Source organism: Candidatus Zixiibacteriota bacterium (assembly GCA_022865345.1).
Classification (GTDB): Bacteria; Zixibacteria; MSB-5A5; order MSB-5A5; family RBG-16-43-9; genus RBG-16-43-9.
In genome coordinates this window covers 1-16,298 of the sequence record JALHSU010000136.1, presented here as the reverse complement: position 1 = coordinate 16,298, position 16,298 = coordinate 1, and the positions used below count along the sequence as shown (strand labels likewise).

Genomic DNA, 16,298 nt, shown 5'->3' with positions numbered 1-16,298 from the left:
CACCACTATGAAACTTCCCGGATCGATAAAAACCTTGCCCACCAGGTCCAGCCCCTGCTGGGACCCGCAGGTGATCAGGATGTTCTCCTCAGTAAGCTTGGTTCCGTTTTTCGAAAGCCGGTCCGCTAAGAACTTCCGCAAAGGCGGATAACCCATAGTCAGGCTGTATTGCAAAGCTTTAGCTCCGTTTTGCTCTAACACCTTAATACAGGCTTCTTTTATCTCCTCTATCGGGAAAAGCTCCGGCGCAGGCAGACCTCCGGCAAAGGAAATAATCTCCGGCCTTTCAGTTATTTTAAGAATTTCCCGGATAGCAGAGCTTTTCATTTTCCAGGCTCTTTCAGAGAAAATCCAGTTTAAAATCACAATGCCTCCTTATCTTGTTTAGATTTCATATCTTCAATTACTCATATGCATAAGTATTTTATACAAAAAAAACCTTAAGTCAAGAAAATTAAAAAATACAAAACAGGTTATTTTGTAGAGACGCATCGAATGCGTCTCCATCCCCTATTCTCGCAAGAGAGGGTAAGGGTGAGGTTTACATCCTTCACCCTCAAAACCAGCTTGAGGGTGCCAATAGCAGAATATGTCAGTGGGTCAGAAATCTCGCCTGACCGAACAGGCAAGATGCCTGTTCCACTATAAGTAACCCCACCTTCTCCTGAAGGTGGGGTCCGTACTCTAATAACAAATCCAGTTTATTTTATTTATCGCACCCAGGCGCACTACGAAAACCCCCACCCACACTCTCCATTGACAAGCTCTTCTGTCATCGGGAGATGGAGCGGTCATCTTCCTTATTCCGTTTGCTGTTTTACTTTTGGCTCCTTGCAACGCGCCACCTGCTACCAGCTTTTCCCCCAACCCTCGAATCCTTGATAAACAAAAAATCCCACCCTTTTATCAAGGCGGGATTTATGTATGACAACGGGAGGGGACAGGCCCCTTCCCTACAAACTTCTATACTACTCCTTATCACCGTGGCAATATCCGCAGAAACCAATTCCTGCTTTTGGTCCTTTGGTATGGCATTCATAACAGAAATAACCATCATCCTCATGCCAGGGACCTTTACCTAAATTCGAAGCAAATCCCGAAGGATGAATATCGTGGTCATTCCCCCTTCCGGGATTCTTATCCTGGTGACACCAGGTGCAGATCGGATCAGCAGTGTCGTGACAGGAAGCGCATAGCTCCATATCTTTTCTGGCATACTCCCCGTGCTTACCCCCTGCCCAATCCGGGATCGAATGATTCAAAGGCTTGCCGGCTTCCTTGGAATGACAATCATTGCAAAACTCCTTGGTCAGATGGCAGGATAGACAATCCTTCTCTTTGGATTTGGCATCCAGCCCATGGGTGAAGTTGTAATTTAAAGGATGGGTTTTCTGGAAAAGGTTGTCACCCTGATGGCATTTCTGACACAAGTCCTGGTTCTGGTGACACTGAACGCATTTCTCCGTTTTAGTGATGGATTGACACTGGTGAGAATGCAGCCAGTCATCCGGGTGATATTTTCTCAATTTCATTTTGGCATGGCACAGCTCGCACTGGTTGGAGACTTTGGTCCCCTCGTGACATTCATAGCATTTCCCCATATCCGGCATATTCTCCGAAGTCAGCTTATCTTTCTTGGTTACATCCCCATGACAGAAAACGCATTCCGTTTTCCTTTCCAGGTGTTTTTTATGAGAGAAAATAAAATCTCTTTTGGGTCTAACCAGCGCCTGGGGATTTTCTTTGTCTTTATGACAGACCGAGCATTCGTTGGGTAAAGTTGTTCCATCATGGCATTGGGTGCAAATGTCCATTATCGGAAGATTCTTATCCTCGGATTTATCGCTTTCGTATATTTTGTTATGACAGTTGTCACAGGGCTGGTCAGAATGTCTTTTATGCGAAAAAATGATATCGCTTTTGGGTATCTCCAGGGTGGCAAAAAGCGCTGGCAGTAAGATCAGGCTGAAAATAACACTTAAAAGGATTAAACTTAAGGTCTTATTTGACAATCTCATTTTTTTCCTTTTCAAATGTTCATAGCCACTTTAGTGGCGCAAGAATCTTGACCCGACTGAAGTCGGTTTGAACCTCATTGTGCTGTTCTGTCAATTCGTAGGGCGGGCACCCTTGCCCGCTATTTCTTTAACTGCTCTCTCGATATCTTGTTCATAGCCACTTTAGTGGCGTAATAATCTTGACCCGACTGAAGTCGGTTTGAACCTTATTTTTTGGAAAAAGGAAAAACAAACCGATAACTTGCTTTCCCCTGCAGTCTCAAATCATAGCTTCTGATTTTATTTCTTACATCCTGTAACTCTACGGCGAATCTCAGATTTCTTACTGGCTCCCATTCCACTCTGGAGGCAAGAGCAAAAACATCGTCTTTACTCTCCTGTTCCTCGTCGATTTTATATCTGCCGTAATCAGCGCTGGCTGAAAAGGTGAAGTTTTTATTCAGGGTATAAATCAGTTTCCCATAAACTCCGTTGCTCTCCCCTCCATAACCTCTTCTGAGGTACATCCCTACACCTATGTAAGCATATTCAAACCCGAACCTGAACCGGGTAGAGTTACCTGATTTGTAAAGGGTCAGGTCATATTCAGAGGAGAATTTGAAATTCTTGACCGGCTGGTAAGCTCCGTTGAATCTCAGAATGGAATATGTGTCCTGTTTGAACACGCTGAAAATGGAGTTGGAATATATGCTGGGCCTGCGGTATTGATACTCTGCAGATAAGTAAAGTCCATTGACCAATCCTGAGCCATCACCTCTCAGTGTAAAGTTCTGAGCTTTCTTGTAAACCAGGTCATAATAGAACTGGGTGAAGAAGGTAAGTTTGCAGTACTGGTGAGTCGCATTTGCCCCGATCAAATGTTGTTCCGGGCCTGTGCCCCGCTCTTTCTTAACGTAACTGACTGCCAGCCTGGTATCTCTCAAATAAGTAGTGGCTAACTCGCCGCCGAGGATATGGCTCTTATTCCAGGAATCCACTTTGGTCCACTGGTCTTCCGGAAGCTGAAAACCAACATACCCGGTAAGCTGAACCTTATATCTCGGCTTAAGATCAAATCTGAAACCATCCATCGTCCCGTTCCCGACTCCTACGTAAAGGAACTGCCTGCCCAATCTCAAGTCCAGAATATTTTTGATATTTTTCCAATCTATGTAAGCATTATAAACTTTAGTCGACGGGTCAGTCGAATTCTTATGATTAAAATCCGTAGTTGAGCGGAAATAAGTATGAAAGGAAAGGTTCTTTGTTCCTATCTGGTTTAAATCAAATTGAAAACTCTGATAAGCCCTGAGAAAAGAGGTCTTCTCCTCAGTATAAAGGTCCTGGGTCTGGTAAGAGTTAAAATAGGTGGTGATATTGCTTTTTAGCTCAACTGCTTGACCGAACTTGAAGATGACTAAACTTAGAATTAGAAACAGAACTATTTTTTGCTTCATACTTCTCTCATTTATCTCCGCCACCGTGAACATCGAAATCTTGGTTAAAGTCAACAGGCGCACCAACCGTACCTTGCCCAACAGGATTATGGCATTTATATATGCAGAATTCAGGTATCCCTAACGTCTTCGTCGGATTCACAATCATGTGTGAGCGCCAATCTATGACTTTATTGTCTCTAATTGCTGCTGCTCGCACCGTGTCTGCTCGTGGGAATACCGAATAGTTTGCCCTAAATGTTTTCATTGTAGCATCGTGACAAGCCACGCAACCTACATCGCTGTGAAGTGTTCCCGGCTGAAATGCCTTATCGTCATGTTCATGACAATCATTATTAAGACAGGTAATCCGCGTCAAAGAATGAATTCTATCGTGACAGTCAACACATTTTCTAGAGTAATGATCCAAATTCCTTATATTCAGATATATAAGATGCAAGGAATCATTTATTCCAGTCATCACCGAGATACCGCCGCTTAGGAAGCTCCATTCCTCATATTTCGGATATTTTTGAATCCCCTGACTGGTTATAGGAGAGTGTACAAGCGTGTCCGAATCTGGATAACCTTTCAAGCCATACTGTGAATAATAGCCAGTATGGCATACTCGGCACATATCGTTCGAACTGGTCAGGTCCTCAGCAATGTTAAAATCGTGTGATTCGACATTAGTGGTCCAGTCGATCCACCAGTTGGTCAGGGAATCGGCATTCGTGATCTGTGTACCGCTCAGAAGCTGACTCCAGTAATCAGTTACCTCTCCGGTTGAAAACCTTTGCACCTGGCCATTGAAATGGCAGGTGGCACAAGTCAAATGGCATTTTCCGCATTTGGCTTTGTCGTAATCTTTTCCTATTTGCATTCCGCCAAACTGCTCTGCATGGGAGCTTTTTATCTTCCCTATCAGATAATGCTGGCTATTAAGAAAGCTCGATCGTCCATGGCATGCCGGGCAGGCAATTGCGGCTTGAGTGGTGTAATTTCTTGTAAGGAGCGTGTCCTCTGCGCTGAAATTAGCCCATCCCCCATAGCTCTTTGGAACCTCTCCGTGACCTTTATGCAGAACTATATCGGTGTGACAACCCTGACACCGTTGACCCCTGTGCAATGAGCGGGCAAATTTATCACGGTTCACGTAAAGGGGAACTGTCTCTGTTCCTAGCGAAGTGGTAATAGTCTTTTTCAAAGTAGAGACGTTATGGCAGATAAAACAGGTGTCATTGACCGGGTTATAGTAGGGCACATCAGTGGGTTGAGAACGGACGAGCTTGAACTTATTTTTTGTACAGCCTGCAATGGCTATGAGAATTAAAAGCGTCGCCCCAATGATAATTGTCTTCTTACTCACTCAGCAATCCCTTTTTTTGTGTTAAGACTTATCCCTGAAATCCTAACCTTAAAAGCAACAATAGAATAGTAAGCAGGACTAAATTTGTCAAGTAAAAATTGAAAATCTGATAAAAAAATCTTTTAATACACTTTTAGAAAATTATCTTGACAAAAATCCACTTTAGGTATATTATTATAATAAGTCGATTTATTAAGTTAGGAATCAGATTTCAGTTTTCTTTGTTCTTTTAGCATTTAAAAACATTAATTAGAAAACCATTTGAACAGGAGGTTCCAAATGAAGGGAGAAAGGTTAGTTTTATCATTGATCCTATTACTGGGGCTAATCTTTTCGATCTCTAAGGCTTATGCGCAAGACCCGGGTGCTCCCGATACCGTATATTTCACCACGAAGTATAATGGGCTTTTCTATCCTTTACCCAGCGGACCTGGTTTGGCTTTCATCCATATAAACTTTTTTAATGACGACTCGGTCGCAGGTATATCCGCTCCCTTCATATTCTCCGGGCCAGTGGTTTATGACTCAACTACTTTCAGGGATAGCCGGGTTAACTATATGCTGTATAAAAACGTAAATGAGACTCTGATCGGCTCGAATAAAGTTCTGCTCAGCGCTATCCCGGTAACTGAACATATAATAGGTCCGGGAAGAGGTTATCTGGCTACTTTGTGTTTCAGAGTCATTGGAGATACAGGACATGTTGTAGTTGATACCGCATTTTTCCCGCCAAGTAACCATCTTACCTTTGTTACCTCAGAGCCTGAAGGATATACTCCGATTTTCATCAAAGGGGTCCTACCGGTGGTAGCTTATAAGCCGGGAGATGCCAATCATGATATGACTGTGAATGTAACGGATGTGATATTTTTAATCAACTACCTGTTTAAGAACGGGCCACCACCCTATCCGTTCGTAGCGGCCGATGTTAATGCCAGTTGTGATATAAATGTAGTCGATGTAATCTATCTTATCAATTACCTTTTCAAAGGCGGCCCTCCTCCCAAACCGGGGTGTGATTGGTGATTTGAAAATCGCAACATAAATTAAAAAAATCCCGCAGTATTTGGCGGGATTTTTTTATTCCTCCGGGAGGAAACATCGGGCAAAAAGCCCGACGCTACAGCTTAAGACAAGTGTAGCGGAGGTTTTCAGACCTCCATCCAAATCCCTCTCCCTTTTAAGGAGAGGGCAATGCGAGGTTTTTATTTCATCTTCCATTTTCCTTCTTTCATCTTCCTTTTTCACCTGTCCACCAACTCCAGTGTAAATTCTGACCACTTTTTATCAAATGAGATTTCAGTATTTGCTACAAAATCCTCCCATTCTTTCTCTATTTCATCCACAGATTTTTCATAAGCTGCTTTGAGCGCCAGGTCTATTTTCGCAGGTTCAGAAAATCCGGAATAAAAGGCTTTGAACTTTCCTGCACCATATTTTTTAAGAAGAAATTTAACAAAAGAGCCGGCAAGCGCATAATTTCGGTTCTCTTTGCTGTAGAAAGTCCGGGGGTCGTCTAGAGCTCTCAAGCCAGGATTCTTACTCTGTTCCATTGCCTGCTTTGCCCAGCTGAATGTCACTTCCGGCGGGATCCCTCCTGTGCCCTCAAAGGCAACTGCAAATCCCTCTCTTAGAAGTGGCACGGACCATCTGTCTTCTCCAAACATCTTGAAAGCTAAAATATGGATGGCTTCATGAGAAAATAGATGCATGTTTATCTCAGGAAGCGTTTTGGCCATCGGGCTTTCGTTAAAAGTTGAAAACAAGGTATTACATTCTGGAAGCGCCCGCGCTGGGACTGGTCGCCCATAAGCAGAAAGTTGTTGTAGTTCCCTGGCTGACTGGCAAAGATAGGCTGTCGGTTTATCAGTTATTACGTATCCAAAGAGAGCAGCCATTTTCTGATAGCTCGAATCCACATATCCATAGAATAAAGAATCCGGTATTGTCTGATCTGAGAAATGTAAATCAAAGTATTTTGATCCATGCTTATTCCATCCTGTTGTCAAAATCTTTACCGGATTAGCCAGAGCCCATCGATCAGCCTCTTTGACGAGATACCTGTTCTTATAGATAGTGTCCGGAGCTTGCCAAGATTTGTATTCGCCTTTAAGTGTGAACCTGATCGTCAGAATGATACCGTCCTGCCTCAGCATGCTGTCGACGACCTCATGATTATATCCAATGCACTGCATAGCAATCTCCTGTTTAACATCATTCGGCGGCGATATCGTCCAATCAAAATAAGGACAACCATTAACCTCATCTTTATTCCAGAATTGCTTAGCTCCTTCCAAGTCAAAAGTTTTTAAGCGCTCGAGGTATTGCTCGAAGACATTTCTTGCTTCTTGAACGGGAGGATTCTTTGGGGGTTGAGCCCGGTTCTCAGAAACTATTATCATTGAAAATATCGAACTGACAAAGCTCACTAAAAGCGCTAAATATGCTTTTAAGATGAAATGCTTTGATTTCATTTTTTTTATACCTCCCCTAATAGCTGTTTATTGTGTTATTAAGCATAACTTTCTTGGTTGATTTAGTCAAGAAAAATATGCTATTGGTATCCCTAATTACTTGTGATACTTTATCGTCGGGTCAGTCCCGCCGTTGGCGGGACGACGACCACTTAAAATTTCCGACCAAAAAGAAAACGTCGGGCATAAAGCCCGACGCTACGGCGAAGGTTTATAAATTCCTTCCTCCAATCTTTTTCCTATTACTTATCACCTACCACCTATTACCTGCTTTTTCCCCTGTCTACTGTCTACTACCTACTGTCTACTATTTGTGATACTTCCTTCCCCCGATAATCGAGAACGCCCGGTAAACCTGCTCAAGGAGGATCAATCTGACCAGTTGATGGGGAAAAGTCATCCTTGACAGAGAGAGCTTGAAATCAGCGGATTTTATCACCTCTGATGACAAACCCAATGCAGAACCAGTCACAAAAATAAAATCATTATCCCCTTGATTCATCTTCTCTCTAAAAAGCTCTGCCAGTTCCTCTGTCGAAAGCATCTTGCCTTTAGAATCCAAAACAAAGGGGAAACTCTTTTTATCCAGATATTTTAGAACCCTCTCCCCCTCTTTTTCCAAGACAGTCTTTTCGGACGAGTGCTCGGTGACCTTTTCATCTTTGACCGTTATGAATCCCAGCTCCGCAAACTTAGAAAGCATTTTCTCATAATGCTCTATCCCCTCAGCAATCCAGGATTCCTTAGTTTTACCAACGAATATGAACTTTAATTTGATCAATTTCTGTATATCCAGCTTACAGATACTTCGCTTCGCTCAGTATGACATTTTAATCAATTGTCATTCTGAGTCCGTAGGACGAAGAATCTCTCCCTTTAACCCTTTATCTTTTGAACTTTATATCTTCCCCGTCAAATGGGTGGCACCCTCAAACTCGTTTGAGGGTGTGACACGCCTTTACCGTGCTGTCAGGTGTTACCACCTGACAGCTTATTCGATCTACAGAGTCAGGAGGTAACTCCTGACGCCACCAGTAAACCAAGTCAATGCCTCCGTTGACGAGAACAGGGCGAGGAGACCTCGCCCCTACATCTTGCCATTTCTATCCCACCATCTCGGTTCCATCCCTCACCCCTCGCTACTCGCTACTTTTTTTTCCTTGAATCCTTTCACTCTTCTTTACTCAAAATCTCATTTAACTTATCCGCTTTAGTATGTTGTTGCACGGCGATCTCAACTTTCTTTATACCTTCCACCTCTTTAGCTTTTTTCCTGATCTCCCTGCCTATAAAAAGAGCAAACACATCCGGGCAGAAAGGAACGGTTAGATGAAACAGAATTTTGGCTGTATCCCCTTCGACCTTGACCTCATCTATAAGTTTCCTTTCGATGATCGAATGTCCAAATTCTGGATCTTTAACTTCTTTTAATTTCTCTAAAATCTCTTCTTCTTTGGTCATTTCTTTTCCTCCTCATCGCAATTAAGGAGATACTTCGTTCCGCCAAAGGCGGGACTCAGTATGACATATCACGAAAAATGTCATTCTGAGACCCCGGTAGGGGTCGAAGAATCTCTCAGCTCTTCTAATCTTTTCTTCAACTGCTCGACAAAAAATTTTAATTGATTTTTTATCTGCAAAGCAGCAGTCGGGTTGATTATCATTGCCATCGGTCCAAAACCTGTGACTTCAAGCTTTATTTTAGCCCTGGTCTTTTTCTCCTCCATTTCTTCCAGCTCAAATCTGCCGCTCCATTGTATATGTTCCCCTTTTGCCCTCCATGAAAAAGTTTTCTTATCTTCGCTCTGAATTACTCCCGGCTTCAAGACCGAAGTGCGGGTGGTTATCGACATAGGAACTTTGACTTTCCAGATCAGTGAATCTGAAGTTTTCTCGACTCCGCCGACAAAACGAAGACAGGAGGCGATATTCTTCAAATCTGAGATGAATTCCCAGACAGAGGTCAAAGGCAGATTAAAACATATCTCTAAAGATGCTTCAGGCATATCCGATCTCCTTTAATCCCCGCGGGAATTTGGTCAAAAGCTCAATGCCATCATCTTTTACCAGGACTGTGTCCTCAACTCTGGCTCCTCCGATGTGAGGCACAGATAAAACTGAATGACCTACTGCTAAGGTCATTCCCGAAGTTATCTCCTCCATCACATCCTCTGCGAAAATCGTGGGAAAAGGAAGCTCTTCGAAGTTTAAGCCTAAGCCGTGTACGAGTCCCCGGACATAATATTCACCAAAACCTGCCTTACTGGCTATCTGGTAGGCTTTTTCCTCTAACTCGAAAACTTTCACGCCAGGCTTAATTGATTCCATAACTGCCAATTGCATCTGAGAATAAATCGAATGAAGCTGTTTTTGTTTATCTGTAGCTTTTCCCAAAACGAAAGTCCGGCAGATGTCCCCGCAGTATCCCTGGTAAACCGGACCCAAATCAATCAAAATAAAATCTCCCCGCTCGATTTTTTTATCAGTTGCAGTGCCGTGTACCCACAAAGAGCGGTAGCCAGAGTTAACGAATATCGGAAAAGCAATCCTTTCTGCTCCGGCTTTTCTCATCTGAATCTCCAATTCAAAGGCGATCTCGTTTTCCCTGACTCCTTCATGGATCATTTTAGCTGCAAGCTCCATCCCGGAATCTGCAATCTGGCAGGCTTTTCTGATACACTCGATCTCGGTCTCCTCTTTTCTTTTTCTCAACTCCCCGATCACCGGCTTTGCGTCCAGGACCTCGACCTGAGGATTTGCCATCTTGAAGCGATCCAAAAGAAATGCCGGAGTGGCAAATTCCATCTCCACTCCCACCTTAGGATGCTCAATCCTCGAAGCTCCAAGATATTCTATAATCCCCATCATCATCTCGTGTAAAGCCCGGTAAGTTTTGACGTTTTTTATCCAGAAAGTTTTCTTTACCTCTTCTAATTCAGAGGCAAAAACCATCAGAGTTGGCTCACCTTGCTTAGGGATTAAAATCCGGGGTGGTTTTCTCAATCCGCCGGTAAAGTAGAAAAAATTCTCCGGGCTTAAAATCAGAAGAAAATCCAGTCCAACCTTCTGCATCAGCTCCTGGGCTTTCCTCACTCTTTCCTTGTAAACCTCCATAATCCCTCCTTAGTAACGAATCTAATCTATATCGTTCATAGCCACTTTAGTGGCGTAGGTTTTTTCCTGTCATTCTGAAGGAGCGTAGCGACTGAAGAATCTGTCGAATTTGACCTTGAGGTAGATTCTTCGCCCTTCGGGCTCAGAATGACATCAGGCAACAAAACCGGACTAAAGTCTGTTTAAAGATAAATAATTAATCTTCGATTATTTTTATATAGACCTTTCTATGCCTTGGTCCATCGAATTCGCAGAAATAGACCCCCTGCCAGGTTCCCAAGACTAATCTTTTCTCCTCGAAAAAGATATTCTGAGAGAAACCCACCAGACTTGCTTTTATATGAGCAGCCGCATTTCCTTCGGTGTGGGAATAATTATCCTCAAACGGTATGTTTTTATTCAGCTCTTTGATTATATCTTTTCTCACGCTCGGATCCGCATTCTCATTGATAGTTACCCCGGCAGTGGTATGAGGAACGTAAACACAACATAAGCCTGATTTCATACCGCTTTTCGATACGACCTCACTAACCAAATCGGTTATATCCACCATCTCGACACGAGACGAAGTTCTCAGACTCAATTCTTTGATCATAAAAAGAGCGCCTCCACAAAATCTTTCGAGTCGAACTCCTCAAGATCATCGATCCCTTCTCCTAAGCCTACGTACCTCACGGGAATTTTAAGCTCATTGGCAATGGCAATGACTATTCCTCCTTTTGCAGTTCCGTCTAATTTTGCCAGGATGATGCCGGTAAGTCCTACTGCTTCATCGAACATTTTTGCCTGGGGTATTCCGTTCTGCCCGGTAGTTGCGTCTAAAACCAGAAAAACATCCTGAGGTGCACCTTCCAGGCTTTTCCCCATCACCCTTTTAATTTTCTTCAGCTCTTCCATCAGATTATATTTGGTGTGAAGTCTGCCTGCAGTATCCACTATTACCACATCTATTTTTTTAGCCAATGCGGATTTGACCGCATCAAAAGCCACTGAGGCCGGGTCCTGATTGGGCTGGCTTTTTACGATGTCCACTCCTGCCCTCTGCGCCCAGATCGAAAGCTGCTCTAAAGCCGCAGCCCTGAAAGTGTCACACGCAGCGACCATGACTTTCTTACCCTGGTCTGAATACAGTTTAGCCAGCTTGGCAATCGAGGTAGTCTTACCAGTTCCGTTCACCCCAACTATCATAATTATCAAGGGGTTACTTTCCTGACTTAATGTTTTAGTTGAAACCTGAGAATTCTGCAAGATATTAAAGATTTCGTCCTTCATTATATCCACTATCTTCTGAGGCTCCTCTATTTTTTCTTCCTTAACCCTATTTTTTAAATCCTGGATAATTTTCTCTGTGGCATTTACTCCAACATCACCTTTTAGAAGAACCTCTTCTAATTTGTCCAAAAGCTCCTGGTCAATTTTTTTCGAGAGCCCAACAACTTCAGTAATCTTGCCCAGCAGACTTTTTTTGGTCTTACTAAGCCCCTGTTTCAGTTTTTCAATTGAGAACTTGAGAGACATTTTATTTTGCTTATCTTTTCTGTGCCCGCCACGTCCCCTGACCTGGCGGGTTATATTCCTCTCTCTGACACTTTAGCCTGTCAGGGAGAAATTGTCGTCGGGTCAGGGGACCCGACGAGCACAAATTCATCGTCATTGCGAGGAGTCCATTTGGACCAAGAAGCAGTCCATTCTTATCAAGTGAAAGGATTGCTTCGCTCTCCCGCTTCTGGCGGGATCGCTCGCAAAGACGGAATTCAATGCAATACAGTTTATCCCTTAAGCCTTTTCTGTTATCACCTCTTGCGGATTAAGTTTTACCGAGACGATCTTGGAAACGCCAGGTTTTTCCATAGTTACTCCATAAAGCACGTCTGCAGATTCCATAGTGAGTTTGTTATGGGTTATGATAATGAACTGCGTTTTCTGGCTGAAGTTTTTTATCAGCTTTATGAAGCGGGTTAAATTGGCATCATCCAGGGGCGCATCCACCTCATCTAAGACGCAGAATGGACTGGGCTTCACTAAATATAGAGCGAAAAGTAAAGACAGAGCAGTCAGCGCCTTCTCTCCCCCGGAGAGCTGGTTAATATTTATCAGTTTTTTTCCCATCGGACGGGCAGAGATCTCGATTGGAGACTCCAGCGGATCCATCCCCTCGATCAGGCTCACCTCTGCCTCTCCGCCTTCGAACAGGGTTTCGAATACCTGCTGGAAATTCGCCTTCACTTTCTGGAAAGTTTCCAGGAACAGCTCGATCGCAGTTACATTGATCTTATCAATGGTCGAAACCAAATTCTGTTTGGCCTCGACCAGGTCTTGCATCTGTTTTTGAAGAAAATCCAGCCGGTCTTTTTGCTGCTGGTATTCTTCCAAAGCTAAAAGGTTAACCGGTCCCAGCTCTTTTATTTTCTCCTTCAGCTCGGTAATTCTTTGAGGATAACTCTCGAACTCCTTCTCCTCCTCCTCGCTCAGAGGTTCTACCTTTTCTAAGTCTTTTTCCTGCTCCTCCCAGATTATCTTTTTCAGATTTTCCCTGACAGTGGTCACCTCTAATTTTTCCAGCTCTAACTTGTGGAGGATTTCCTGCAGTTCCTCTTTTATCTTTCGTTTTGATTTGAGCTCCTCTTCCAAGGACGCAAGCTGGGGCTGAATCCGCTCCAGCTCCTGCTGGCAGCTTTCTGCCTGCTCTTCCTTTTCCACTCTGCTTTTTTCTTTCCTCTCCAACTCTGATTTCTGCTCATAGCTTTTCCGATTGAGCTCCTCTATCCCTGAATTTAATGCTTCCCACTCCTTCCTTTTTGACTCTTCATCTGAGACCAGATCCAGGTCCAGGTCTTTTAACCTCTCGGTTTCGTTTTTTATCTGCTCCTCTTTACCCTGCAGGCTCACCAGTTCAATCCTCAACTGGTTCAGCTTCAAATAAGCATTTTCCTTTTCAGTCTCCGACCCCTTTAACCCCTCCTCCTGTATTTCATATTCCTGCTCTAAAACATTTCTTCTCTCCCTCAGGTCGCCTGATTTCAAATTACTTTCCTTTTCTTTTAAATCTGCAAGCTCCTGAGAAAGCTCAGCTTTTTTTTGTTGAATTATTTCCTGTCTCTGGTTCAACCCTTTTTCAAGCTCCTCCTGCCGAGCTAAATCCAGCTCTAAATCTTTGAATCTTGTTTTCTCCTCTTCCGTCCTCCGGTCCAAATCAGAAAGGGAAGAGACTAGATCAGACTTTTCTTTCTCCTTAGCCTCTACTTCGTTATTCAAATTGGCCAGCTCTTTTTCCAGAGAGGAAAGTTCATTTGAGATCCCATTCAGCTCTTCATCTCTGCCAACTAAGAATATCTCTTTTTCTGAGCCACCTTCCATCACCTTACCGCCTTTTATAACCTGTCCGTCTAAAGTGACCACACCGTATTCCTGACCCAACTTTGAACTTAATTCTATCCCGTTCGGCAGCGAGTCGACCAGAGCGATTCTGCCTAAAAGAAAATCAATGACCGGCTGATATTCCTCTTTGCACTTCACAAACTCTTTTGCCCAGCCTTTAATCCCGTTACCTTCCAACTCGACTTTTGCCGGTTCAAGAGTTATCTCTCTGAACCGGTCTAAGATGATGAAAGTCGCCCTTCCTTTTTTCTCTTCTCTTAAGAGCTCAATTCCTCTGCGGGCTGAATCGAAATCCTGTGAAAGTATAAACTGGGCAGCCTCTCCCAGGGCTATTTCTATGGCTGGCAGACATTCTTTCTCTACATTAATGAGACTGGCAACTGGTGCGATCAGTCCTGGTATTCTTTCTTTTTGACTCAGGATTTCCCTGACCCCGGCCTGATATCCTTCATAATGCTCCACCATATCCCGTAGAAGCTCAAATTTAGCCTTAAGCGAGCTTTTTGTCTTCTCTTTTTCGTTTTTCTGCTCAACCAGGGTTTCAATAATCCTCTGCGTCTCTTCTGATTTTGCCTGAAGTGTCAGCTTTTCTTTTAGTTTATCCTCCAGAGAATTTTGTATTGAATGAATCGACTCTTTTAGAACTTCTTTTTCCCCGTGGACCGTCTGTAAGGTATCGAGAAGATTCTTCTTCTCCTCCGCCAGAGAGGTTTTCCTTTTTTCCAGCTCATCCAACTGCAGTCTGTAATTTTGTTCTTCTAATTCTGACTGATGCAGTAATTTATTGACCTCTGAAAGCTGGGCATTGAGTGAGGCGATCTTCTCTTTATAATTTCTCAACCTGTCATCCAGAGCTTTAAGCTCTTCTTCTTTAGATTCGTGTTCTTTTTCCACAGAGCTTATCTTTTCTCTCACTTCTCTGGATTTTTCCTCTTTCTCTTTTATCTCCGATCTGATCGTCTCTCTGCGGGCAAGATTCTCCTCTATCTCTCTTCCCAGTCTCTTCTGGTTTTCTTCTAAATTGAGAACTCTTTCCTTATTCAGGGCATTTTCCTTTTCCAGGGTGCGCAAAGCCTCAAGACACTCTTCTAATTCCCTCTGCCAGGAGAAGAACTTTTTCTCAACCTGAGTCAAATCCAGTTTCAGCTTTTCGCTTTTCAGCTCCAACTCTGCCAGTTTTGCCTTCTGAGCTACTCTTTCCTCCTCTTTTTCCTTTAGTCCTGTCTCCAGTTGACCTTCTTTCTCCCACAGGGAATCATACTCGGTTTTACTGGCTTTCAGCTCCCTGTCTTTCAGCTCCTGGGATAATTTCTTAAACCTTTCTGCTTTCCTTACCTGTCTTTTCAGTGAATTTACCTGTCTTTCCACTTCTGCGGTTAAATCCTTCAGACGCAGAAGGTCGTTTTCCGTGCTTTCTAATTTTCGACAGGCTTCTTTTTTCCGGTGTTTATATTTGGAGATACCGCTGGCTTCCTCAAATAAAAACCTCCTGTCTTCGGTTTTGTTCGAGAGGATCGACTCGACCATCTCCGGCTGGATCACCGAGTAAGCATGGGTCCCCATTCCGGTGTCTAAGAACAAATCGATGATATCTTTTAACCTGCAGGTCTTTTTATTTAAAAGATACTCGCTTTCTCCGGAGCGGAAAAGACGCCGGGTGATCTGCACCTCCTGATATTCGGTGGGAAGTATACCCTGGTTATTCTCTATGACCAGCGAGACCTCTGCCATCCCTAAAGGTTTCAGCTCTTTGGTCCCGTTGAAGATAACCTCCTCCATCCTTTCGCCTCTTAAAAGGGAGGTCCTTTGTTCTCCCAAAACCCAGCGAATCGCATCCAGGATATTGGTTTTCCCGCATCCGTTCGGGCCAACTATGGCAGTTATTCCCTGATTAAAAACAAATTCGGTTTTGCTGGGAAAAGATTTGAAACCTAATATCTCTAACTTGGATAAGTACAATTGACCTCCTCTTTTCTAAACCCGTTGCTCAAAAAAACTCCTTCATTCTGTTGCTGTGGTATCTAAGAAATCCCTGTAATTATTTTTATTGATCTCCCGCCCGAAGATGCTCTTACCTTTTGGCCCAAAAGACCTAAGCTTTTCTCCATTAAGGTAACCTTTGACTAGCCAGGCTCTGCCTAAGGTGAGCTTAAAATAGTCCTGGGCTTTGTACTCTACCTGCATTCCATTGTTGATGAAGCCTGTGAAGAGCGTGTCTCCGTCACCAATCACCATTGCCCAGGTCCTGTCCAGTCCTTCTAATCTCAGGGTCATCCCCTTTGGTTGAGAGGGGATTTTTTTGACCTCTTCCTTTTTTGCAGGTCTGGGTTCTAATTTCCCAGTATCCGGCATAGGAAGAGCAGGACCCAGCCTGGCTTCTTTCATCTCCATTTTGGTGTCTTTATCATACTTATAGATCTGTTGATGCATTATAAATAACAAAATAATTATTACTCCTAATAATATACCGGCCAGCACCAACCAGGAATTATAATTTGTTTTTCCTTTTCTTATGGTTACTTGCTCTGTT

At 43.4% G+C, this 16,298-nt stretch carries 14 protein-coding genes; 1 reads left to right on the top strand and 13 read right to left on the bottom strand.

Annotation, left to right across the window (positions count from 1 at the left end; translation table 11 throughout):
- From MUP17_06370 to MUP17_06355, 4 genes are all read right to left on the bottom strand, one after another.
- Nucleotides 1-366, bottom strand: a 366-nt coding sequence (locus tag MUP17_06370; protein ID MCJ7458596.1) for a hypothetical protein, incomplete at its 3' end; no start/stop codon positions are given.
- Between the two features lie 602 nt (nucleotides 367-968).
- Nucleotides 969-2,018 carry a cytochrome c3 family protein gene (locus tag MUP17_06365; protein ID MCJ7458595.1) on the bottom strand — a complete coding sequence of 350 codons (1,050 nt, stop codon included), beginning with the start codon at nucleotides 2,016-2,018 and terminating at the stop codon, nucleotides 969-971.
- A 206-nt stretch (nucleotides 2,019-2,224) separates the two neighbouring features.
- Nucleotides 2,225-3,454, bottom strand: a complete 1,230-nt coding sequence (locus tag MUP17_06360; protein MCJ7458594.1) for a hypothetical protein — start codon at nucleotides 3,452-3,454, stop codon at nucleotides 2,225-2,227.
- Nucleotides 3,455-3,461: 7 nt separating this feature from the next.
- Complete coding sequence (locus MUP17_06355; protein ID MCJ7458593.1) at nucleotides 3,462-4,802, bottom strand: hypothetical protein; 1,341 nt, start codon at nucleotides 4,800-4,802, stop codon at nucleotides 3,462-3,464.
- Between the two features lie 279 nt (nucleotides 4,803-5,081).
- On the opposite strand from MUP17_06355, the gene MUP17_06350 reads away from it, so the two are divergent.
- Nucleotides 5,082-5,828, top strand: coding sequence for a dockerin type I repeat-containing protein (locus MUP17_06350; protein MCJ7458592.1), 747 nt, complete (start codon nucleotides 5,082-5,084; stop codon nucleotides 5,826-5,828).
- A gap of 218 nt (nucleotides 5,829-6,046) precedes the next feature.
- Here MUP17_06350 and MUP17_06345 read toward each other — a convergent pair whose 3' ends face one another.
- From MUP17_06345 to MUP17_06305, 9 genes are all read right to left on the bottom strand, one after another.
- Nucleotides 6,047-7,276: a hypothetical protein gene (locus MUP17_06345; GenBank protein ID MCJ7458591.1), complete on the bottom strand. Its 1,230-nt coding sequence runs from the start codon at nucleotides 7,274-7,276 to the stop codon at nucleotides 6,047-6,049.
- Between the two features lie 307 nt (nucleotides 7,277-7,583).
- Nucleotides 7,584-8,057, bottom strand: coding sequence for a 23S rRNA (pseudouridine(1915)-N(3))-methyltransferase RlmH (locus tag MUP17_06340; GenBank protein MCJ7458590.1), 474 nt, complete (start codon nucleotides 8,055-8,057; stop codon nucleotides 7,584-7,586).
- Nucleotides 8,058-8,446: 389 nt separating this feature from the next.
- Nucleotides 8,447-8,737 (bottom strand): iron-sulfur cluster assembly protein, encoded by a 291-nt coding sequence (locus MUP17_06335; GenBank protein MCJ7458589.1) that lies wholly within the window; start codon nucleotides 8,735-8,737, stop codon nucleotides 8,447-8,449.
- 80 nt (nucleotides 8,738-8,817) lie between these two features.
- Nucleotides 8,818-9,282: an SRPBCC family protein gene (locus tag MUP17_06330; GenBank protein MCJ7458588.1), complete on the bottom strand. Its 465-nt coding sequence runs from the start codon at nucleotides 9,280-9,282 to the stop codon at nucleotides 8,818-8,820.
- Nucleotides 9,275-10,390 (bottom strand): Xaa-Pro peptidase family protein, encoded by a 1,116-nt coding sequence (locus MUP17_06325; GenBank protein MCJ7458587.1) that lies wholly within the window; start codon nucleotides 10,388-10,390, stop codon nucleotides 9,275-9,277. Before MUP17_06325 ends, MUP17_06330 begins: the two co-directional genes overlap by 8 nt.
- Nucleotides 10,391-10,586: 196 nt before the next feature.
- Nucleotides 10,587-10,985 carry a secondary thiamine-phosphate synthase enzyme YjbQ gene (locus MUP17_06320; GenBank protein MCJ7458586.1) on the bottom strand — a complete coding sequence of 133 codons (399 nt, stop codon included), beginning with the start codon at nucleotides 10,983-10,985 and terminating at the stop codon, nucleotides 10,587-10,589.
- On the bottom strand, nucleotides 10,982-11,908 hold the full coding sequence (gene ftsY, locus MUP17_06315) for a signal recognition particle-docking protein FtsY (GenBank protein MCJ7458585.1): 927 nt from the start codon (nucleotides 11,906-11,908) through the stop codon (nucleotides 10,982-10,984). Before ftsY ends, MUP17_06320 begins: the two co-directional genes overlap by 4 nt.
- 258 nt (nucleotides 11,909-12,166) lie before the next feature.
- Complete coding sequence (smc, locus tag MUP17_06310; GenBank protein ID MCJ7458584.1) at nucleotides 12,167-15,727, bottom strand: chromosome segregation protein SMC; 3,561 nt, start codon at nucleotides 15,725-15,727, stop codon at nucleotides 12,167-12,169.
- Nucleotides 15,728-15,769: 42 nt separating this feature from the next.
- The coding region (locus tag MUP17_06305; protein ID MCJ7458583.1) for a DUF4115 domain-containing protein at nucleotides 15,770-16,298 on the bottom strand (529 nt) is incomplete at its 5' end.